The sequence below is a fragment of the Pedobacter westerhofensis genome (genome assembly GCF_900182595.1).
Classification (GTDB): Bacteria; Bacteroidota; Bacteroidia; order Sphingobacteriales; family Sphingobacteriaceae; genus Pedobacter; species Pedobacter westerhofensis.
Window position 1 is genome coordinate 18,209 of the sequence record NZ_FXTN01000021.1, and the last position, 20,118, is coordinate 38,326.

A 20,118-nucleotide genomic window follows, 5' to 3' on the forward strand; every position below is an offset into this window, starting at 1 on the left:
GTCTTAACAGGACCACAGCACTCCAGAGGGCTTGAACAAGAGCTACAGATTACCTTAAAAGATGCTGCGGATGTCCAAACAAAAGGCAAATTTGGTGTTAACCGCTCAAATAAAAGAAATGAACTTCGCCTATTCTAAGCAAGATGGTTTTATAATCAGCTCTGTTCAGGCTATTAATTTATAAAGATTAGATAGTGTATTATCTTAGCCTAACGAATTTCAAGTTCATTAAATCAAACAGAAAACGAAATTAACTGTTCCTTACGTCAATGGCAAAAGAAATTAAAGCTATACAATGCCCTCATTGCGGAAGCGTTTACAAGCAAGAACTCAGGCCTGGTTTTTACAAATGCCATAATTGCGGAACTGAGTATTTCTTAGACAGTGATGATGTACATGTTTACCACCATAATGAACGTCCTGCACCATTTCAAAGCTCGGCGCCTCCGGGTAATCAAAAACTTCCGGTTTACTTACTTTTAGGTGCCATCGCCTCTATTGCAATTGTTTACCTATTGTCTAGCCTATTTGCCTCAAAAACAAGTGGTAGCTATGTCAATACAAACAGTGCCTATAAAATGCCCAGAATGTATGGCAGCAGTTTTGTGTATATGAATACAAATACTGGAGATCCGGTTTACTTGCGGCTTGGCACAGACCAGATAGATCAGGGAAATAATAAAAGTAGAAAAGAGTTCCATGTTCAGTTTAATAATGCAATGACTGGTCAGTTAATTGCAGACCGCATCATGACCAATCAGAATTTGTTTGATAGTGATTGCTCGGTTACATTCAAGGCTTATTCTTCAGAGCTGATTTATGCGATTGGATGCACCAACCTCTTATTTCAATTAGACACCAGGACCAACAAGTTGACAGAAGTGACTCAAAAGGTATTTAAAGACTTTCCAGAGCTCAGTTCTGGAGTAGCTAAGGTCGAGTTTGATTACAGTAAAGCGATGATTAAGGTGATGAGTAATGAAGGAAATAGTTTTTACTACTTTCCTTTGGTGAAAAAGTTGGTGAGCAATGAAACAGAGATGGGTTCCCTTTGGAAAAAGCTTAAAGACCAGCACTATTTTGAATTTAGTACGCTAGAGGAGGATTTTGGAAGAGGGGAGACAGAGCAGCTTATTGAAGTCAATTATTCCCGTATAACTGGTCAGGAATCAAAGCGAGATCTAACACCTGATCGAAAATATTTTGATCCAAAAATATTGTACCAGGACAAAAATCATTTGCTAATTTTAACTAATACGACTGCCGGAGAGGAACCACCTGTCAGCGTTCAATATATTGACTTAAATTCAGGTAAAATTGAATGGGCCCTTCCACCAAACAGGTATACGCTTTTTAGTGTAGCCAAATGTAAACAAGGTTACGCGATTGAATACCGAAAAGATGAGGAAGCGGATTATGTACATGGTGTATTTGTGGTGTCTCCATCGGGCAGGCAGCTGCACGATTATCAATTAGGACGTTCAGAATAAACAATATTATAATTTAAGATTATGGCGTTTACAGATTTTTTAAAGAGGCAGTTTGCAACTGTTATTCAGTGGGATGATCAGCGTGAAGAGGTGCTTATTCAGAAGTTTTATTTCAAAGGGGATGAGATTAAAGATGCCAGTAAGCTAATTATTGCTCCCGGGCAAGGTTGTTTACTGGTTTATGAAGGAAAAGTTACAGGTTTATTGGAACAGGAAGGGATCTACGACCTGCGAACAGACAATGATCCCTTCATAACCACATTGTCTAAATGTCTGCAAGGTTTTGAAAGTGAACACAAACTCAAGATCTTTTTTTACCGGAAAGCAAGCGTGAATAACCAGGGCTGGGGCACCTCCAACAGGGTGAAATATCAGGACCCTGTTTACCTGTTTCCCGTAAGTTTGGGGGTTTATGGCAATTACTCATTCCTACTTACCGATCCAAGGTTGTTTTTAACAGAGATTGCAGGCTTATCGGACCGCTATATTACAACTCAAGCCCAAATGCTAATCCAGTCACGTATAGAGCAACAACTTACTGTAACGCTTGCAACCTTAGGATTCACTATTTTGCAAATTGACAGTAAACTAAATGATTTGGCTACAGTATTACAGGAACAGTTAAATGACCATTTTACTAAATTGGGATTCACACTAACAGACTTCAATGTGCAAGGTACCTCCTTCGACGAGCAGACTCAGCAACAAATCAATCAAATAGGAAATGCACAAGCCGGAAGCCTGGCTGCAAACCAGGCCGGGTTAAGTTATACAGAAATGGAAAAATTACTGGCCCTGCGGGATGCCGCACGTAATAATAATGGCATAATGGGCGCAGGTGTGCAAATGAACATGGGAAACAACTCAGGTAACGAGTTGAGGGAGCAAGACGATGCCATAGCCCGCATTAAACAGCTAAAATTATTATTGGATGAGGGGATTTTGACAGAGGATGAGTTCGAGATTAAAAAGAAACAATGGCTTTATAAGGGATAATTGTTTGACATAGTGAGGGGCAAACAATTTTAATGGAGTAAAATAAAACAGATCATGAAGCTAAAAAGAACATTGCGACTGATGTGGTTAAGCGCTTGTATACTACTATTAAATACTTTTGGAGTGCTTGCGCAGGACAATTATAACACTGAGGTTCCTAAAGATATTATTATACTTTGTAGTACTAACAATTACAATAGAGCCCTGAAAGTAGCTAAACAAGCAGCCAGCCACTTGCATAAAAAGTTGGATTTACGGCATCTTAAACCTCATAAGGAATTTGGTCTAACAATGAGTGAGAGCGATTGTGCGGAATTTGGTTATCCCTGCTACTTTGCACGAGGTGATGGAAATGCATTCAACGATAGCTATATTTCCATTGAATATTCTGATGCCTATAAAGGGTTTGCGAAAGGCTATTATATTGTAGTTGCTGCAATCACCAATGTGAAGTCGGCTTCTCTAAAAAAGCAGTTATTAGCTATAAATAAGGTATATCCGGATGCCTATGCCAAACGTACTTATATTTGGTTTGGATGTATGCACTAACTTAATTAAGCAAAGTAGCTGCTTTAAGGAAATGTTGTAGTATAAGTCGACAGCCTTTTACAAATGAGCCCTGAAAGAATCCAGTTAACTGAAAGACTTTATAACAGGTAGATAAAATTCTTAACAGCTGGGCGGACTGGTTTCCGAAGAAATGAACTTATTCTTTAGTGCTCTTAACGCAGAAAAAAAACAGAAGTAGATTAATTATTATATCATGGAGTCGCATAAAAATACATTAAGAGGAATATTAACAGTAATTATAATTGCTTTATCAAGTTATGGCACTTTTGCACAGTCACAAACAGCCGCCAATATTCAGGCTGGTAGCAGCTATGAAAAGGCAGATAGGGAACTTAATCTAGTTTACAAACAAATTTTAATAGACTATGCTAAACAGCCGCTCTTTATAAAAAAATTTAAGATTGCACAACGGCTTTGGGTACAGTTGAGGAACGCTGAATTAGGCGCTAAATTTCCTGAAACTGGTAGTTATGGATCTGCGCAACCTATGTGTAAATCTGGATACCTCGAGCAACTGACCCGGGAAAGAACGAAGTTTTTAAGGGTCTGGTTAACTGGAATACAGGAAGGCGACGTTTGCAGTGGCTCTGTAAAAACTAAGTAATGCTTCATGCAAATGAAATATTTTAATTTTCTTCTTTTAATGTATTTTTACTGTAATCCCCTTTTCGCTCAGGATGGTGATGATTATTTGCACAGCTACTGTAAAGCTGGCACAAGCATTTATGGCTATAAAGATGCAAAGGGGAGTATAAAGATACCTGCGCAATTTGAAGGCCTGCCTCCGGCATCGAAATTTCGAAACATTGTTGCTGTAACGGAAGCCGTCAATTATAAGTCATACTACCTTTTAAGAAATGGTCAAAAAGTAGGTAAAGACAGCGTGTACATATCGGATATGACATACGACTGTGAGCAAGAGGGTATGATCAGGTTTCGCGATCCAAAAGAAGATAAAGTTGGCTTTTTAGGAAGGGACGGAAAGGTTGTTATACCTGCCGTTTATAATGATGCGGGTCCTTTCCACAGTGGTCTGGCCTTAGTATTACATGATGGTAAAAGAATTTGTGCGGATGGTACACCATATATTGTCAATGCCTGCGAACATTGGATTTGGGAAGGAACTACTGCTTTAATTAATGACAGGGGAGATGTGGTGGCCGACAGTATTAATCTAACAGATACCGAAAATTTAAATTGGTACTCTTACAAAACTAGTGATAGGCAGGCAGATACCACGATCTATACTTCTTTAAAAGTAAAAGGCAATAGGTATCTTACTTTTATCAATTACCAAAAGGAATTTACTAACTGGTTTTACCAACATTTTCTCACTGGATTACTGGAAGGGAATTTATCTGATAATTGTTTTGAAGAGGTGACCGTTGAGGAGCACTGGAAGCATAGGTTGAGAAAAAAATATAGCAAAGTTTCTTTCTCAAAAAAATATGGCACGATACTCCAGGAAAGGATGAGCAGTATCAAACAAAATAAAGTAGAGACGATAATCTTTAGGGAGGAGCTGAATGCTATAATCTTTGAGAATAAAGCTTTTCAGCCTTATTATACAGACTGCGACGAGCCGAATAGTGCTCAGTTTCCGGCCTTTGAAATTATGACCGAGAATTTTGACACGAGACAGCAAACTAGCTACCAAGAACATTTTTCCTTTTTAAGAACAGCAAACGGATACAAGCTTATAGCTATTGCTTTAGGCCCTCATGCATCTCCATAAATATAAATTCATACAACTGGAATGAAACATTAAATTATTACAAACTAACTGCTCATGAATGTTGTTAATTTATGCTAACTCAAATTTTAGAATATGTCAATTAAAGCGCTCGTACAAACACGTTGGAAACTAGAACCTGATCGTGTAACCATTTATCCATATGGCCTTTCCTACATTTTAAGTGCTGTTCTTGCTGTGCTTTTTGCAGGCATATTATTTGTTTATATACATTATCAAAATTCGTCGCTGAATACTGCCCTACCACTGGTATTAGTGCTGTTGGTAATTGTTGTATTGTTCTGGGGCTTTGCTGGAACGTCAATAGAATTTGACCAAAATAGCGGAGTCATGCGAAAAAAGTTAATGGGTTTCCTTCCAATAACCAGAATCCCGTTTTCTAAACTTCAAGGAATCAGCTCGGTATCTAATCTTTACGGCTCCTACAAATACCGTTTGTTTCGTAAAGATGCCAAATATGGAAAAGGAATCGTGGTTTCCTGTGCGTATACAAAAAACGAAGATCCGAACGCGATAGCTTTTGTAGAAGAAGCAGTAACAATTATTCATCAATACCTGGACGTATATGTTTTGCCTACGGATTACATCAGCGATCCCATTACTACTTATAAATACTTTGTCGAACAAGGTGATAAATTCCTTTTAAAGAAAAATAAGATTGGCAGTACAATATTCGGCTTGGTTTTATTCGGCATAGGGATTCATGAGCTTATGCCAGGTGCCTGGCTTGGAAACGAATGGGCTATCGGCAGAGTATTCATGCTTATATTTTTGATTTTTGGGGGCGCGGCAATTTTCTTTGCGGGATACACTGACGTCACGTTTGATACCATCAATCGGACGTTAGAAAGAAAGAGTCCCATTGGATTAGGCAATAAGCTTTATTCTTTTGATGATTTCAATGGGATCCAAACAGTTAGGAAATCAACGAACTTTATTTATTCAGGTACAGATGTTCAACTCTTTTTTGTCAAACGTGGCACGGCCAAGGAGGAAGCAATTGTGCTTAAAAGTTTTAACAGAAGCAGTAAGGTAGAACGCTTTATTCAGGAAGTCGATGCCATTATGATAGACCGGAGTCAGAATGTGGGGTAAAATAAATCATAATACTGCGCCCTAACTATTGCAGACTGCCCTGCTTGTCTTATCTTTAACGCTTATCAGTTTTACCTGACCGATAATGACTTTTGGCGTGCCCCCAATTCACTGCAGTTAGATGAGTTGATTGGCATTTACACCAGCACGATCATGGATTGCCCGGAAAAGCTGACAGCGCTCAACAATAAGCACCCCATGATTCTGCTTCCAACCTATGGTGCTGCTTTCAGGTTATTCTTACATGGCTTTTCGACCGAAGTGCTACATGCCATGCTGGTACAAGCAAAACTTACATCTGATCTAGCAGCTGCCACCAGCGCCACCTCCTCCAGTAATACCGCCGCGCCAACTGCGGGAAGAACCACTACTACGACCTGAGCTTGAGGATGAGCCGCTGCTCCCAGAGCTGGATGATGATGTGATTATTGCCCATCGTGGCCCGGTTCGGAACTCATTAATTGAAAGGAATAGCTTATCTTGAAAGCAGCGCATGGAAGGACGATCATAAATTACAAAAAGAACAAGCAGTTAGAAGCCTGTTATTTTGCGTAGCAAACGGCATAGATGATAGTTTTTGCGAATATAGTTTATTTATTCGCTGCGGCTCAACTGATAGTTATGAACGAGTTTTCCGGCACCAGATATGACCAGCACGCCATGCACATAATCTGCCTCCGCACCTTTACGGTACTCAATTGCAAATCCATGTTTACATTTAGTAACAGAATAAAGAAAGTACCGATCAGGTGGTAAGGCCCATAATATTTTACCAGTGTTTACATCTATGCGCTGAATACTCATAGGTGCTTCGGACGCGGCAGTAGTATTTACCACAATCAATATATTTCCAGCGTCCTGATACAGAATTACCGGGGCAAAGTATTTTCTGCCCGGTGTAAGATCGCGCTTTACAAGTTGACCAGAAGGTTTTTCGTACTTTACCGCTATTAATTGGTTGACTTTATGGTCATCAAAGTAATCGGCCAGGTAACCAAATTCATAATATTGCTTGATGTTATAAATCTGTTTCCATACTGAATCTGTTTCCGCCTCACTTTTAACCAGCTTTTTGATAGTTGGAAAATAATGGTAGCTATCACCTTCGTTATTCATAACGTTTATCATATCCTTTTTGTAATCAAATTCCAGCCTGGCTATACCAGAACTTAGTTGCAAATAATCTTTAAATAAGCTCTTAGATACATCAATAATCTTATTATCCCTGGTATCCAGTTTTAAGAGCATGCTGTTGCACCCAATAGCGTAAATCATATCTGGTGCATAGGTTTTAAAGGTCAACAAACAATCAACCTGGTTATGGTCTTCGTGATCTACAATGCGATCTGCTATCAAATTTCCATTAAGCGCGTTGTTAAATTCAGCATGGTATTCTCTCTCCGATTTATTATTGCCTTTATCAATAAAATCAGTGCCTAAGCGCAGATAAACAGGATCGCCTGTAATGGTATTCGTATAAACAAAACTCGATCGATAAGATCGGGGCATTTTATAGGTAGAAGCCGGTTTGTCAAAACTTTTTGTAGGCTGAAACAGCATTGTCATAAAATACGCTGCCACTATACAAGTTACCGCGCCAATAAAAATATAAAGGGGCAATTTGGTGTTACCCGGTGGGGCTGAACTTTGCATAGTCGGCACCCGTTCGTGATGATGATAAACATGCACATCATCGTCGGCCAAAAAGTATTCTATCTGGCAGTTTCGGCATTGGTAAAATCCTGGCTTGGTTTCCTGTTTAGTTATACTACCACATTTAGGGCATTGTATCGCTTTAATATCTTTTGCCATTTGGTTAGTTAAACACTTAGCAGAGGTTTCTGTTTTTCATTCATGAGATCAAGTTTAGTAGCAATTCATAATAAGTTTGTCTCAAATATCTTAAGCAATGCCTAAATATGTTTTAAGGCAACTGCTATTGATAGCGCAAACTTATGAAATTCAGGTTCTGGGTTTCGCCAATTGCATATCCTATGATCAGGTTTTACTTTGCATACAATTATTTTTAATGGCTTTTGCCATATTACTATAATTAGTAATTTACAATCACATAAATATGTACTTCCCAAACCTGTCAATGAAACCTAAACAACTGAAAATGAGTAGAAAATGGATCAATTTTTTGCCTTTATACGTTGCATACATCAGTCTAATACCTGCCTGCACTAATAAACAAGAGCAATCTAAACAACAAGATTCAAAATCAATTACAGTTTCGGCAGCAGAGATTAGACCTAAATACGTAGTTGTAAATTCATGGCTGGATGATTTCCAGAATTTCAAAACGGCCATAGATCAGAATGATATTGATAAGCAAAAAACCTATTTCAATTTTCCTGTAAATGCGGATACAACACAAATATGGGACGCTGTATATGATTCTGTGTCGGAAGAAAAGCATCCTGCAACCTTTTCAAGCACCTTTACAGAGAATGACTTTATAAAACACCAGCAAGCAATCTTTAATACTGAATTTATAAAAAGCCTTGCGCAAGTAAATACTATGGAGCTATCAAAGAAAAGTGAATACATTTCTCCAAAAATCAAAGTCAATAGTGACAGCTTATATATGATTGCTAACTATGATAAAGCCACTAAAATCCTTCAATTATCCGTTAATCATCCTGGTAAGACAGACGAGTATGGCAATTACGAAAGCGAAGGGGAGTATGCAGTTATTTACTTTTTTAAAGTACGTGAGAACAAATATCTTCTATTTGATAAGATACTATTTGCAGGTTAGGAAGAATGTCAAATTGCTTGATAACCTGCAAAAACACAGAAAACTTCACCTTTGACAGTCTGAATAATTGGGAGGAGGTCATAGATTATATTTTGAAAGTAAGATATTCGGGAAGCATTGGTGATGCCTATGTGATTAAATTCTATAAGTAGTTTTATCAGAGCTAAAGCCTATTCTAGATACGCTATTTTTAATATTCCATTTTCTTGTTTCAACATAACATAGATGGTGGTTGTCTCATGACTGTCTGCAGTTTCAGAATATTTGATTGAATAACGGTTTGCTTTTCGTGGATCCTGTTTAATGGCTAATGTTTGTAATACCCTTAGATCCATATCTTGCGCTTTGATGATGGGATCGGCATCCGTTTGCTTAACCAGCATCTTAAACTGCTTTAAACAAAGTGTAGTACAATACTTTTTTCTTAGTGCCGACAGCTCTTGTTCCATTTTTTTCGGGTCAGCATCTTGTGACGACGCAGTAATATAAGCCGTGTAAAAGCCCTTTAGCATAGTCACCCCTTTGTCTGGAGGGATTGGTTGTGCGGCCGTGGCTAATGTAATTATGCACAAGATTATAGTTATTATTTTCTTCACGATTCGATTCATTTTTTGATAAATATCAGCTATCGGTCACTTACTGATACAGTTTTGCGCCATTCCTCCAATGATATTGTGGTATCATGTAGATCATCGTAATAGGCAATACGGTGGGTCTTTGCATCAACGGCGAAGGTGTAGTAAGCAACCAAACTTTCCCCGTTGTCTTCCGATACCTTTACCCAATAGTTAGGATCCTTACTGGTAGGCGGAGTTTCAACATAAGTCATCAGTGTTCTCTTTCCCTTACTCAATTTTTTTACATAGGCTGTCTTATGCTTTACCTCTTTCAGATTCATGATCAGGTTTACAACTTCATCTTCAGGCTTCACTGATGGTAACTGAGCCTTTACGGCTGGCGGATGCTGCTTTATACCCTGCTTTGAATGATCGCATGATGATAAAGTGAAGAATCCTAAGCAAAACAGTAGGTAGCATTTATAATACGAAAATTCAGGTGATTTGCTCATGGTGATAATTGTGATTGAAAAGCTTTTATAGCGGTTAATTAAAATAATAGTAACAAATGACGTATAGTGAAACAAATTAAATCAGGAATGTTTTAAAAAAAGCTTCAGCAGAAAGAGGTAAATAGTTTTTAATGACACTACCGGGCAAAGGACGGAGAGGACAAAAAAAATCGTAATTGTAGCTGCGAATTGTTAGTGAACGCAAATATTGCGCTAACAGTTTGCCTATTTTATTATAGTTGTTTGCTATATATCTCAACACAACCATGAAACAAATGTGGTTTTTTTGGCGTTGATAATGGATGATTCGTCTACTCAGCCACAAAGAATATGACACTACCTTCAAAAGCCCTATGCTGGTTGTGACGGCTACGGCACAACCAGTAGTCGATATATGGCCATATGTAAACTTATTGGTGCAAAACAGAGTTGTTTCGCCTCATGTTCTTCATAGTGAATTGGTAGCATGCGTTTACAGGAATGGTGATGCAACTTATGACCATGTCTTACTACCAACAGATAGCGAACATCGCTTTATAGTAGTTTTGGTTGATATAAATCAAGCCACTATTTACGGTTATTATTTGCTGGATCTTGCTCAGGAATATGGAATAGAATAGAAATGGCCTGATGTTCCACAAGCTTAGGAGATACTACTAACTTAAATTTTTATTGTGGATTAACGCTTGTCTGACGGCGTTTGCTGTCGCCATTGATTAAACGGAATGAGCTGTCGTGCGTATCGTCGTAATAAATCGATCTGCTGATTTTTATGGAATGCAAAAAATATAAATAATCGCTAGTTTGTCGCCGTAATCTCCGGTACGTTAACTAACTAATCGGCTATAACGAAGAAGATCTGCGGCTATGGAACATTAAAGATCCGAAAGAGATCTGGAATTACGTGCCTTACAATAAGCTTTATGTAACCCGCGAACCGTACGAAGATCACCAGTTATATCTTCTACTGAGCTGCGAATGTGATTGGGAGATAGAACACGGCCTCCAGCTGGTACTGTTGTTTACCGTAAGTTTACTGACGAGTTGTAAGAAAAATCAAAATAAAACTAAGGCGGACGACCCGGTGTGTGGTGCATTCATCTTAGTTTGAAAGATGTAAGCAGGTTACTTTAACTATGATCAGCAGCAAATTTTCATCTAGAGACCCGCTGAGTTCCTCCATCCGCATTGAAATCATCATGATTGCCAATAACCATGGATCCAGTCCACAGTAATGCATGACCCATGGCTTCCAATTTACCAGGAAATTTAATTGTTGAATAAAACGCGGTATCAGGGGAGGCAAAGAAAATTGTATCCCCATGTGGAATTGTATGTAAATGATAAAAAGCGTTCGGTCTTAAGATTTCCGGCAACCAAGTTATTATGCCAAAGTCCGCTAAACCGGATCTCAAAACACGAACGCTCAATCTTTGCGCTTATGAAAACAGATGTCCCTACACCTTATCCCTGGCCAGTTCTTCGTACAAACTAATCGTCCTGTCCTGCAGCCTGATGATCTCCAGTTCCTGGGCTCTCACCACTTCATTTAACCTCGCGATCTCTTGAGCTTGCTGCTCTGCCAGAGCTTGACCCTCTTCTGAGATAATCTGCATTACAGGGACGGAAAACAATTCTGCAATCTGCTCCAGGCGATCAAAGGTGCAGCAGGTGATACCCAATTCGATTTTTGAAAACGCTGGTATGGAAAGGTCCAGTTTCTCTGCTGCCGTAGCCTGCGACCAGCGGTTTTTCTGCCTCAACCGTCTAATGTTGCGACCAATTGCGTTTAATGGTGTATTAGCCATATGATTTAGTTTTTATACCTTGTTATTACTCAACGGCAAGTTTAGACCTGATTTTAATATTCGATCTTCAAAAGCTTAAAATAGTCCTCCTGCAATTGTCTGCCTAGTTGCTGCAGAAGGTCAAGATCGATCCGATGTACTTCATCCTCGTGGGTATCGAAGATGAAACCCATGGGATCCCAGCACTCCGACCAGGGCTCGCTGCTGAGATAACCCCGGTTGATGATCAGGTAGTACAGACAGCTCAGCAGGCCGATCACAGAAAAGGCATACCATTCCAGGTTTTCTGCCGGATCATCCCCATTCCGGGGTTTCTCTCCATCATCAGCAAAATCATCTATGATGACCGCGTCATAGAGTTCCATAGCCAGATTCTGTATTCTTTCACCATTAACTACCGTTTTGGGATCCAGGCCGTGTATGTTAGCCAGTGATTTTAAGGTCTTGTCCAATCCGCCTATACTGGCTGTAACTATGTCAAACCAATCTGTTCGTACAGTATTCAATAGATCAAAGGCAGCTTCATCAAGCGTATCCGTGAGCACCACATCCTTAAGGTCCGGGTATTCCCGGTCAATTACTACCTTGTATGCATTACACGTAAAATTGTTCACACATAGGATTAAGGCCGATATTGTAAGCGGCAGGAGATCTGCTTCTTTATAAGTTATTGTTTCCATCGTTTAAGATTTAAAAGTTAAACTACACTTGTTAATTTGATCATGATGCCCGCGCAGCATGTTATTCAGCTGCAGCAGCTGTATCAGGGCAGGCTTGTTGTTCGGATCAACACTTCTGCTGAACCGTGAACGGTTATAGACATCGCATTTGCCATAAGTATTTTCCCGATCGGTTGCTGCGGTGCAGAACATGTCTGATAAGCTGTTCAAAATTCCCAGTACAGAAAGCCCATACTGTTCCAGCAGATCAAAATAATCCAGGAAACCGGCATCAGCTTCCGTAATGCAATCCGGAAATTCATCCTGCACCAGGGACCAGTAGAGATCTTCGGCAAGTCCGGTTATGTGCTGGTCGCGGTTAAGGAAGTCGTTGGGATCAATCGAATAAATCTTTGCTGTCCGCTCCATCGTGTCTGTGATATCGTTTACCGCAGAGGAGATCAGAACCAGTACAGCATCATCCGTCTGCCGGAGGTCCGGAGGGGTTTTCAGCTCCTGGTAATGATTGAGTATTGCAATTTTTAGTGAGATCTGAGCGTAGAAGTAGGCAATGATATCCAGCACCTGGATAAAAACAGGGACCTGGTCCGCGTTTTCATATCGGGTAAGGGCCATAACATTACAGGCGATACTGCTTGGATTCCAAAACAGGGAGCAGAGCGGTCCATAAATAATATATTCTGCCAGAGATCCTCAAATAGGGGATGCCCTGCTCTTTCCGCCAGCGGTAACTGCTGCGTGCGCTGATGCAAAATAGCTTCAGGAAATCGCTGTTCGTTAACACCGGCTTATCCATCATCTCCATCAATCTAATACGTTTTGCTTCATCAGTTTCCCTCTTCAGCATACCTTTGAGGATTGCCTCAAGTTTGTCTACAGTTGTTGTTTCCATTTTTTTACTGTTTATGTTAATAATCGGTTTTAATGAATCTGAACAGACACTGCGGCGCCTCAAATGACCATTCAAATTATTTCTTTATGTAATTTTTCAGCGTACTGATCAGCTTTTCAATATCCCTTTCTACCTGTCTCACTATCTGAGAACTCAACACGCTGATGATGATGCCCCTGGTATATTTGGATCCATACATGAAAGTGTCGGGATGAATGACATGAATATTTGCAGCTTTTAATTTCCGGTATATATCCCTGGGGAAACGTCCGTTCTCCGGTTCCAGGTAAAACAGGTAACCCTGCTGGTTACTGATATGCTGCCGGATAAATATCTCCGGCTCCAGTAATTTGTTTCGGGCAGCTGTAATAATTGCATCCAGCGGAGGGTGGCCGTTGAGGTCCATGCTGCGAGACAGGTACTGTTTCACTAACCTCAGCAGCGCGAAGGCTATTGCAGGCGCAAGAAGCTCTCCTTTTCCCGCTAATCTTTTGGCTAACCGCCCGATGTGATCAGCATCAGCAGCAATTACATTTGCGTCATACAAGGTCTCGTGGATACTGATCCGATAGATAAAGATGACTTGCGATCCAATACTTTCTATGATATCCCGGAATCCGGGTACCTGCAGCATGCCTGCAAACCGGTCATCAAGCATTATCTCAAAATTATATATCATTCTGAGCCCGGTGAGCCGTTTCCATGCTGCTTTGTAATCACTGTCATTTATCAGGTAAGGGCCCATCATGCCAATGACAACCATGCCCATAATCAGTCCATTCCTGCAGTGCATCTCCAGTTCGTCCATCATTGCTGCAAGGGCAGTTTGCGTTAGAAACAGCGGTTTTCGTTTTGCCGAGACTATTGCGTGGTATGTCTCCGCGGACACCGGTGTCAGCAACACTACAGTGCTTTTGGACGGAGTAAACATCATGCAGCAATCAGTGATGAGTTTTGCATAGTCATCGGTATAGTAGACTTCATTGTCAGCGATAGCACAATTCAGTTTACTGCCTGTCAGTTTTGCCAACGCTGGCAGCATACCGTCGATAATCCTTTGTTGCTGCTGGGTAACGGGCAGGTCAACGTGTGTGTTCATTGCCCTCCACAACCTTACCTTAAATGAGGGATCAACCAGTTGGGGCAGTTTCTTATCCAGGAGGGCAGGATAGGCACAGTTCGCATCGTTTTTAATCAATTTTTCCAATCTCTGCATACGCTCGTATGATAAAGAACCGACGAACGTTGTGCCGCGGCCGGGTTTCGCATCGATCAGCTGGTAATCATCGCTTAAAATTATCCATGCCTTTTTTACCATTGCAAGCGGTAAGTTGATTCGGGGAGCCAGGGCTGACTGGTTCAGAATCCTGGTACCCAGCAGCTTGGTGTCCATCAGCACGATAGCGGCAACAGATTTGGCCAGAATCGCCGGTGTACATTCAGCCCTTGAGCCCTCCCTGTCAAATTTTATATTTAAATATTTGGTTAGCATGGTAAACTAGTAATAATTACTCTAATTTAATATGACAATCAGAAATTCGTATATCAAATAGTGTACAAAATAATTGGTATGTGAAAATAATTGGTTATAGACTATATCGTACTATAGTTTTATTATCCATATGTGTAAATTTGTTTCAGTCATTTGTGCTTATTGTATATAAAAACGCCTACCAAGCATAAAAATCCCAAAATTTTGATTTTATCAATTAGAATTTGGAGTGCCTCAAAAACCCTTGTTTTTTGTGAAAAGACGGCCTTTAATTGTGAAATAAATTGCCAAGCCAGCAATACCCACAAGAATCAGGATCAGTTTCCCATCCGGGACAGCAACTTTTTCTTCCTTCTTATTGCCGGACCTGATCTTTTTCGTCTGCTGGTTGCGGGCAGCCATTTGATCTTTTTCCAACTCGGATGTGTTCGATAGGGTCGTCGCAGAAGTCACTTTGTTTTGCTTACCTTTCATTACTATACTATCCAGCTCACCGCTGAATCCGCCATCGGGCGAAAAATTAAATGTTCCTTTTGGCCAAAGGCGAACCGTATAGTTCCCTTCCGCAGAATCTCTTTTGTAAACCAGTTCATTCCCGGCTTTTTGCTTCATGGCTGAGTAGCTCTGCTGATGGTCGGTTAGAGTATTGATGTTACTGTAGGATTCCTCGCTTTTCTTACCGGTCTTTTTCAGGACTGCACAGCCAGAGGTAGTGATCAGCAGCAATATTACCATGTACTTTATCATTTCGCTGCCCCCCTTTCTGTATACCAATCCGCAATGCGGTGAATGGTCCTAATATGCCGGACTTTGCGGAAGACCCCATTCCCTTCGCGACTGCCCTGCATGGTTGTGTTCCCTTCAGTACTGTAGATCCAGGAGCCTTTTTGCTGAGTGACAATTCCGGCATGGGCTATCCTGCGCAGTTCCGGGAAGTAGATGCCAATGACGTCGCCTGGCAGTGCAGATCTGGCTAAGCGTGCTGCGGGAAAGAGATCCGGCGACCAGCCCGTTCTCGGCTTTGGGAAGCCCGCTTTCTGATAGACGTAGCTTACAAATGCTGCGCACCAGGGTTGGCCTTTTCTCAGCTTCACCACAGACAGGTAAGCTTCAACCTTTGGCCCGTCGTTATGCCCGGTCAGTTCCCTTACCCCCAGCTCATTGTTTGCGATTTCGGTGATGGTAAAGCGGGAGGGACGCTGCGTGCTGTGCTTCAGGATCCTGATCAGCAGATCGCGTCGATGCAGCTCATTGCTGCCAAGATAAGTAATGCAAAGGAGGCAAAGAAAAAGCTTAATTGCTGACATGAGGTGAGGTGATTAAATTTGAGAATCAGTTTATTGAGATCGGGCAGTCCGGCGATAGTCCAGAATTGCCTGAGCAACCACCAGCACAGTTGTGTGACCAACAGAAATGTGATGAGGCTCAGCACCAGGAGCAGCCAGGTATTCTGTTCGATATATCCTGCGGTGGGATCATTACTGTGAAGCCAAACGGGAAATATAAACCAGATCAGCAGCAAGCACACCAGCAGTACTGGCGGAACGATCCTTAGCTGGCTGATCTTCAGCAGGGGCATAATGCCTCCGTACCTGGGAAATTTTAAAACTTTACTATTCATACAATCGGATTTAAAATGAAATATTTCGGTTAATTAACTTTTGTTAAAGAGGCCCGGCGGCCCAATGGTAAACCGCCGGGCACTCTGGTTACTGGATAGGTGTAAAAATACCCAGGTACTGGCTGTTGGAAACAGACTTCAGGTCAGGGCTCACAAAGAAAACCCATACATAAAGTTTGTGCCCTACAAAGAGGAATGGAAGTTCGGTCTCGTACTTTCCTGCCGACCTTGCTGCAACCCTGTTATAGAGTATAAAGCGGTTGGTCTGCTCGTCATACAATACCGCTACCAGCCGGTCTGCAGCATAAAGCAATGCTTCTTCCGGTGCAAGGTCTGCCGGATTCCAGGTGATAGTCAGCGTGGCACCAGCTGTGGGCGGCATTACCTTAATGCTGGCTGAATCATACAGGTTTCCTTTGCTCAGGGTCACCTTTTCATAGTCGATCTTGTAATTTGGAGCTATCCCTGTGATTGCATTGGTGAGTAAGTCCTGAACCGCTGCATTGCTGGGGCTCATCGTCTTTTTATAAGATTGGAACCCAAGATCTACAATTGATTTCAGTGATCTGATAAATTTGGTTGCCATACCAAATTTACTGCGCTGCTCTTTTTGCGAAGCCGCGGCAGGTTTGGTGCTTTTCTTTGGCCTGCTTCTGATCGTTGCCACACCGCGCACTACTGCGCCTACTACTGGACCTACTAATCCTGAAACCGAACCCAGGATACCGTTAAAAATTTTTGCCATTTTAATAAAATTTAAGAGTTAAAAAATCTGTTAATTGAAGTTGTTGCGTTACCGGTAGCTCTAACTTGTGATACAAAGATACAGCGTGATTTCGCGAAACGTACTGATTTACAAGTTGATGGCTTCATTCGTCCGCTATGTTCTTCATTCGTCTTCCAATGACCGGTGTAACCGGCCACATTTGCTGTCGGATGATGAAAATTTCTATTGTGTCACAAAAAAATGCCGGAAAAGACCACAAAAAAAAGCCCGGTCATTGCTGACCGGGCCCAATCATGGCGCGATTTAAGGAACGCTTTTAAATAAATTTGATCATCTTCTTCCATATCCGCTGGTCATTGCCCTGGTATTTACCCGGCGTAACGATTGCCCCGCAGATACAGCCCGGACTAAAGTCATTGTCTTTGATCAGCAGCCAACCGTTCTTGTTGACAGTAGAGTAGTTGAGGAAGACAGTTACCAGGCAAAGGCAGCCTGCAGGTACTTCAAATTTAAATTCATAGGGCTTCACGATGACCTGATCCTTTTCTATCACGATACTCTGGTGTTCCGCAAGCTCAACCATCAAACCCTCCCTGAGCCTGAACAGTGAAACGGCTACAACTATTTCGCACCTGATGCTTTTTTTGGGAAATTTGAACTCCCTGGGGATTACCAGTTCTGACAGGAATACCACCAGGTAGTTTTTCATCAGTCCTACATGGGGGATCTTCGCCATCATGCTGCTTACGGGAGAGCCGGGATTAAACTCCAGCCGTTCCATCAATGCAAAGCTATCTTCCCCGAATTCAAAATGCCCGGTCTGAGGATATTTACAAGTGCTCAAAGCTTTAAAGAGGTGTCCGCTGATTTTGTTTGAGGCTATTCTGTCAAATAAGTCCGGATATTGTGCCGCCAACGTCTTTCGCACCTGTGTCCCTAAGTTGGCGGCATCTCCAAATAGTCTGGAAGCTGCCTTGGTAGCAAGGGTTTGCTTTCTTGTCCCGGGTGCTTCTTTACGTGAGACAATCTGTTTCCCATTGACGATTCTAAATACATAGGGGCCCAATGACCCCGACAGTAAATTGCCGATTAGTTTTGCCATAAGATCTTTTGAATTAAGTTTAAACAAATCTACGTCAGTATGTTACGTTTGAACCGTTTTTCAAAAACCGTGGCTTCAATCGTCCGGTATGTTCTGCACACGTCTGTTATTGACTGGGTTGGCCGGCCACGATTTTGCTTATCAAAAGTTAAATTGTTTTCGTCCGGGATAGTTTTTTGCATGGCGTCACTCCGGGTAGTAGCGCATTGGTAGCCCAGTGCTACCTGTGTCATAGCGCTTAGTTTAACTAGCTAAAATCAGGGCAAGCAGTGGGCTAGTAGTGCGCTATCACAGCGGAAGTTCACCGGGGGAGGTGTAGGGAAAAGCTTGGCCTAATATAACGGTATTAATCCCTCGTAATCTGGAGAAGCTGTCAGTAAAGAAACAGCTATATAGATTATGACCGAAAGTCCTATGCCAAATTTTCAGGTAAGGGGTCAGGCAGGTCACTTACTAATGACTAATAATTGGAATCCAGGTTAGTACGCACTTCGAACAGTTTATACTTATTTAATGAGCTTAACTCTACTATATATACTTTGTTATATGGAAACCTTTTCTTATCGTAGGTGTCTAATCTAATTTTTGATACGTTTTTGATATCATTGATCGCAACGGCATATTTTTTTAGAAATAGGCTATCTACAATTTTATAATTGTCTAGATTATCATTTACGAATGCTACCCACTTGACATTCTCGGACAGAATTTTAAAATGATAGACTTCACATATATAAGGGACGCGTTTACCTTTCAGTTTTATTGTGGATTCGTCGCGCTCTTTGTAATATAAACTGGTATTGGAAGAGTCGAAATATAAATAAAGAGTTGATTTTTTAAGTTGTTGGCTCTGCACTCTCGCGATAAGTGCTAACAAAATTGCAGTGGTTAATAAAATCTTTCGCATTATTGACAGTTGTTTGAGGTTTGTTGGGATAATAATGCATTGGCTTGGTTCGTCGAATGTAATGCTTTTTCTTTGCAAATCATTTTCTTGTCTAAATTGACATTAGTGTTACCTGACCGTTTTTTATTTGCTTCCGGGTAATATGTGTTTTGAGACAATAGCGATGTCTTCTACAAATCCGTGCAAAAGTCATATTGCAACCCCTTAAATGCAAGGGCAAAAGGAGTTCTATTGTGGATCGACCTATATATTCAATGCATTTTAAGCTGGAGTCGAATCGCTTACAATCAAAAATGTAATAGTTAATTCTGCTAGAGCTTTAGCGTTCAAATTATTATCTATCGGGGAAATTATTCAATATATTTATGTTAAGTATTAGTATTCAACTCGCATGATGATCTTTAGACGACTTCTTCAATTTTTAATCCTCCTGCAGCTACCAAGTCTTCTTCTAGCACAGTCTAATAAGGTGCTTCTTGGTAATTGGAAAAGCCATCCAATACCAACGGCGCAAAATGCTGGATTCCATAAGACAGACTATCATTTTGTTTCGCTAAACGGCGACGCCATAGTTGCCTCCAAATTAGTTGATTCCTCCCAAAGTAAACTCCCTTTCAAATTTAGTCCATCTGGTTTCAAGGAGGACATGACTATGAAGGGAAATAAATCAGTAATTGAAGTTAGAAATGGGTATTTAGTTGGTTTCGATAATGGTGAGTTCGGGGCAAGCCTATATTGGTTCTCACGAAATGGTAATCAGAAATACCAGATCTCTGATCATCATGTAAAGCAGTTTTATATTGCACATGATATTATATATGCAATAGAGGGAATAGAACACATGGGCTCCGATATTGGGAGTCTGCTTCTAATTTCGATGATTGACGGTCAATGGAGAGTTACCAATAGTTTTAAACTTCCGAATGATCCTAAAGCGATTGGGATAGACAGCAAAAATCATGTTATCGTAATTACCTCTTCTGCTATATTATCAATAAATGAATTTGCAAAAATCACTATTTTGAATAGCTTTCAAAATTGGAGACCACAGATATATTGCGTATTTCAGTAAAAGTGACCCCTCTGTTTCGGTGCAAACTGACCCCCTGACTTGGCTGCCGAGCGTGGTAGCGAATGCCCCACTAAGTCTTA

24 protein-coding genes are annotated in these 20,118 nt (G+C 40.9%); 10 read left to right on the forward strand and 14 right to left on the reverse strand.

The genetic code is table 11. The features are described from left to right. The first annotated feature begins 269 nt into the window (after nt 1-269). From FN831_RS26625 to FN831_RS28525, 7 genes are all read left to right on the forward strand, one after another. Entirely contained in the window at nt 270-1,490 is a 1,221-nt protein-coding gene (locus FN831_RS26625; RefSeq protein ID WP_142531256.1) for a hypothetical protein, read from the forward strand. Between the two features lie 21 nt (nt 1,491-1,511). Further along, nucleotides 1,512-2,486: an SPFH domain-containing protein gene (locus FN831_RS26630; RefSeq protein WP_142531257.1), complete on the forward strand. Its 975-nt coding sequence runs from the start codon at nt 1,512-1,514 to the stop codon at nt 2,484-2,486. 54 nt (nt 2,487-2,540) lie between these two features. Further along, nucleotides 2,541-3,035: a hypothetical protein gene (locus FN831_RS26635; protein WP_142531258.1), complete on the forward strand. Its 495-nt coding sequence runs from the start codon at nt 2,541-2,543 to the stop codon at nt 3,033-3,035. A 214-nt stretch (nt 3,036-3,249) separates the two neighbouring features. After that, on the forward strand, nt 3,250-3,660 hold the full coding sequence (locus FN831_RS26640) for a lysozyme inhibitor LprI family protein (RefSeq protein WP_142531259.1): 411 nt from the start codon (nt 3,250-3,252) through the stop codon (nt 3,658-3,660). Between the two features lie 6 nt (nt 3,661-3,666). Further along, a complete protein-coding gene (locus FN831_RS26645) occupies nt 3,667-4,791 on the forward strand; it encodes a WG repeat-containing protein (protein WP_142531260.1) in 1,125 nt (374 codons plus the stop codon). A 93-nt stretch (nt 4,792-4,884) separates the two neighbouring features. Further along, a complete protein-coding gene (locus FN831_RS26650; RefSeq protein ID WP_142531261.1) occupies nt 4,885-5,904 on the forward strand; it encodes a hypothetical protein in 1,020 nt (339 codons plus the stop codon). Nucleotides 5,905-5,955: 51 nt separating this feature from the next. Continuing rightward, a complete protein-coding gene (locus FN831_RS28525; RefSeq protein ID WP_394348339.1) occupies nt 5,956-6,285 on the forward strand; it encodes a DUF6999 family protein in 330 nt (109 codons plus the stop codon). Between the two features lie 213 nt (nt 6,286-6,498). Here the strand turns inward: FN831_RS28525 and FN831_RS26665 are convergent, their stop codons facing one another. After that, complete coding sequence (locus FN831_RS26665; protein ID WP_142531262.1) at nt 6,499-7,716, reverse strand: hypothetical protein; 1,218 nt, start codon at nt 7,714-7,716, stop codon at nt 6,499-6,501. Between the two features lie 286 nt (nt 7,717-8,002). Between FN831_RS26665 and FN831_RS26670 the strand changes: the two genes are divergently transcribed. Next, on the forward strand, nt 8,003-8,668 hold the full coding sequence (locus tag FN831_RS26670) for a hypothetical protein (protein ID WP_142531263.1): 666 nt from the start codon (nt 8,003-8,005) through the stop codon (nt 8,666-8,668). A gap of 170 nt (nt 8,669-8,838) precedes the next feature. On the opposite strand, the gene FN831_RS26675 is transcribed toward FN831_RS26670, so the two are convergent. Continuing rightward, on the reverse strand, nt 8,839-9,264 hold the full coding sequence (locus FN831_RS26675; protein WP_185960622.1) for a DUF3828 domain-containing protein: 426 nt from the start codon (nt 9,262-9,264) through the stop codon (nt 8,839-8,841). Nucleotides 9,265-9,293: 29 nt separating this feature from the next. Continuing rightward, nucleotides 9,294-9,599, reverse strand: a complete 306-nt coding sequence (locus FN831_RS26680; protein WP_142531265.1) for a hypothetical protein — start codon at nt 9,597-9,599, stop codon at nt 9,294-9,296. 1,012 nt (nt 9,600-10,611) lie between these two features. Here FN831_RS26680 and FN831_RS28530 point away from each other — a divergent pair. Beyond that, a complete protein-coding gene (locus FN831_RS28530; RefSeq protein WP_394348340.1) occupies nt 10,612-10,848 on the forward strand; it encodes a DUF6985 domain-containing protein in 237 nt (78 codons plus the stop codon). A 346-nt stretch (nt 10,849-11,194) separates the two neighbouring features. Here the strand turns inward: FN831_RS28530 and FN831_RS26685 are convergent, their stop codons facing one another. The 11 genes from FN831_RS26685 to FN831_RS26735 form a co-directional block, all read right to left on the reverse strand. Next, complete coding sequence (locus FN831_RS26685) at nt 11,195-11,545, reverse strand: helix-turn-helix domain-containing protein (protein ID WP_142531266.1); 351 nt, start codon at nt 11,543-11,545, stop codon at nt 11,195-11,197. A 53-nt stretch (nt 11,546-11,598) separates the two neighbouring features. Beyond that, nucleotides 11,599-12,225, reverse strand: coding sequence for a hypothetical protein (locus FN831_RS26690; protein ID WP_142531267.1), 627 nt, complete (start codon nt 12,223-12,225; stop codon nt 11,599-11,601). 3 nt (nt 12,226-12,228) lie between these two features. Beyond that, the gene (locus FN831_RS26695; protein ID WP_142531268.1) at nt 12,229-12,840 is read right to left on the reverse strand and encodes a hypothetical protein; all 612 of its coding nucleotides are present in this window, start codon (nt 12,838-12,840) and stop codon (nt 12,229-12,231) included. A gap of 4 nt (nt 12,841-12,844) precedes the next feature. Then, nucleotides 12,845-13,117, reverse strand: a complete 273-nt coding sequence (locus FN831_RS26700) for a hypothetical protein (RefSeq protein ID WP_142531269.1) — start codon at nt 13,115-13,117, stop codon at nt 12,845-12,847. Nucleotides 13,118-13,193: 76 nt separating this feature from the next. Next, nucleotides 13,194-14,609, reverse strand: a complete 1,416-nt coding sequence (locus FN831_RS26705) for a hypothetical protein (RefSeq protein WP_142531270.1) — start codon at nt 14,607-14,609, stop codon at nt 13,194-13,196. A gap of 234 nt (nt 14,610-14,843) precedes the next feature. Continuing rightward, on the reverse strand, nt 14,844-15,344 hold the full coding sequence (locus FN831_RS26710) for a hypothetical protein (protein ID WP_221931419.1): 501 nt from the start codon (nt 15,342-15,344) through the stop codon (nt 14,844-14,846). A gap of 8 nt (nt 15,345-15,352) precedes the next feature. Next, on the reverse strand, nt 15,353-15,916 hold the full coding sequence (locus tag FN831_RS26715) for a C40 family peptidase (protein ID WP_246101782.1): 564 nt from the start codon (nt 15,914-15,916) through the stop codon (nt 15,353-15,355). Then, nucleotides 15,835-16,230 (reverse strand): hypothetical protein, encoded by a 396-nt coding sequence (locus FN831_RS26720; protein ID WP_142531272.1) that lies wholly within the window; start codon nt 16,228-16,230, stop codon nt 15,835-15,837. Before FN831_RS26720 ends, FN831_RS26715 begins: the two co-directional genes overlap by 82 nt. An 88-nt stretch (nt 16,231-16,318) precedes the next feature. Continuing rightward, nucleotides 16,319-16,975: a DUF6266 family protein gene (locus FN831_RS26725; protein ID WP_142531273.1), complete on the reverse strand. Its 657-nt coding sequence runs from the start codon at nt 16,973-16,975 to the stop codon at nt 16,319-16,321. A 298-nt stretch (nt 16,976-17,273) separates the two neighbouring features. After that, nucleotides 17,274-18,059, reverse strand: coding sequence for a hypothetical protein (locus tag FN831_RS26730; RefSeq protein ID WP_142531274.1), 786 nt, complete (start codon nt 18,057-18,059; stop codon nt 17,274-17,276). Nucleotides 18,060-18,088: 29 nt separating this feature from the next. Continuing rightward, a complete protein-coding gene (locus FN831_RS26735; protein WP_142531275.1) occupies nt 18,089-18,292 on the reverse strand; it encodes a hypothetical protein in 204 nt (67 codons plus the stop codon). Between the two features lie 1,065 nt (nt 18,293-19,357). Between FN831_RS26735 and FN831_RS26740 the strand changes: the two genes are divergently transcribed. Next, nucleotides 19,358-20,038: a hypothetical protein gene (locus FN831_RS26740; protein ID WP_142531276.1), complete on the forward strand. Its 681-nt coding sequence runs from the start codon at nt 19,358-19,360 to the stop codon at nt 20,036-20,038. Nucleotides 20,039-20,118 lie beyond the last annotated feature (80 nt).

Coding starts and splice junctions, on each gene's coding strand:
- FN831_RS26625 (WP_142531256.1), top strand. CDS start 270: ATGGCAAAAGAAATTAAAGCTATACAATGCCCTCATTGCGGAAGCGTT.
- FN831_RS26715 (WP_246101782.1), bottom strand. CDS start 15,916: ATGTCAGCAATTAAGCTTTTTCTTTGCCTCCTTTGCATTACTTATCTT.
- FN831_RS26710 (WP_221931419.1), bottom strand. CDS start 15,344: ATGGTAATATTGCTGCTGATCACTACCTCTGGCTGTGCAGTCCTGAAA.
- FN831_RS26740 (WP_142531276.1), top strand. CDS start 19,358: ATGATGATCTTTAGACGACTTCTTCAATTTTTAATCCTCCTGCAGCTA.
- FN831_RS26725 (WP_142531273.1), bottom strand. CDS start 16,975: ATGGCAAAAATTTTTAACGGTATCCTGGGTTCGGTTTCAGGATTAGTA.
- FN831_RS26670 (WP_142531263.1), top strand. CDS start 8,003: ATGAAACCTAAACAACTGAAAATGAGTAGAAAATGGATCAATTTTTTG.
- FN831_RS26665 (WP_142531262.1), bottom strand. CDS start 7,716: ATGGCAAAAGATATTAAAGCGATACAATGCCCTAAATGTGGTAGTATA.
- FN831_RS26630 (WP_142531257.1), top strand. CDS start 1,512: ATGGCGTTTACAGATTTTTTAAAGAGGCAGTTTGCAACTGTTATTCAG.
- FN831_RS26635 (WP_142531258.1), top strand. CDS start 2,541: ATGAAGCTAAAAAGAACATTGCGACTGATGTGGTTAAGCGCTTGTATA.
- FN831_RS26645 (WP_142531260.1), top strand. CDS start 3,667: ATGCAAATGAAATATTTTAATTTTCTTCTTTTAATGTATTTTTACTGT.
- FN831_RS26720 (WP_142531272.1), bottom strand. CDS start 16,230: ATGAATAGTAAAGTTTTAAAATTTCCCAGGTACGGAGGCATTATGCCC.
- FN831_RS26650 (WP_142531261.1), top strand. CDS start 4,885: ATGTCAATTAAAGCGCTCGTACAAACACGTTGGAAACTAGAACCTGAT.
- FN831_RS26700 (WP_142531269.1), bottom strand. CDS start 13,117: ATGGAAACAACAACTGTAGACAAACTTGAGGCAATCCTCAAAGGTATG.
- FN831_RS26690 (WP_142531267.1), bottom strand. CDS start 12,225: ATGGAAACAATAACTTATAAAGAAGCAGATCTCCTGCCGCTTACAATA.
- FN831_RS26640 (WP_142531259.1), top strand. CDS start 3,250: ATGGAGTCGCATAAAAATACATTAAGAGGAATATTAACAGTAATTATA.
- FN831_RS26685 (WP_142531266.1), bottom strand. CDS start 11,545: ATGGCTAATACACCATTAAACGCAATTGGTCGCAACATTAGACGGTTG.
- FN831_RS26695 (WP_142531268.1), bottom strand. CDS start 12,840: ATGGCCCTTACCCGATATGAAAACGCGGACCAGGTCCCTGTTTTTATC.
- FN831_RS26730 (WP_142531274.1), bottom strand. CDS start 18,059: ATGGCAAAACTAATCGGCAATTTACTGTCGGGGTCATTGGGCCCCTAT.
- FN831_RS26735 (WP_142531275.1), bottom strand. CDS start 18,292: ATGACACAGGTAGCACTGGGCTACCAATGCGCTACTACCCGGAGTGAC.
- FN831_RS26705 (WP_142531270.1), bottom strand. CDS start 14,609: ATGCTAACCAAATATTTAAATATAAAATTTGACAGGGAGGGCTCAAGG.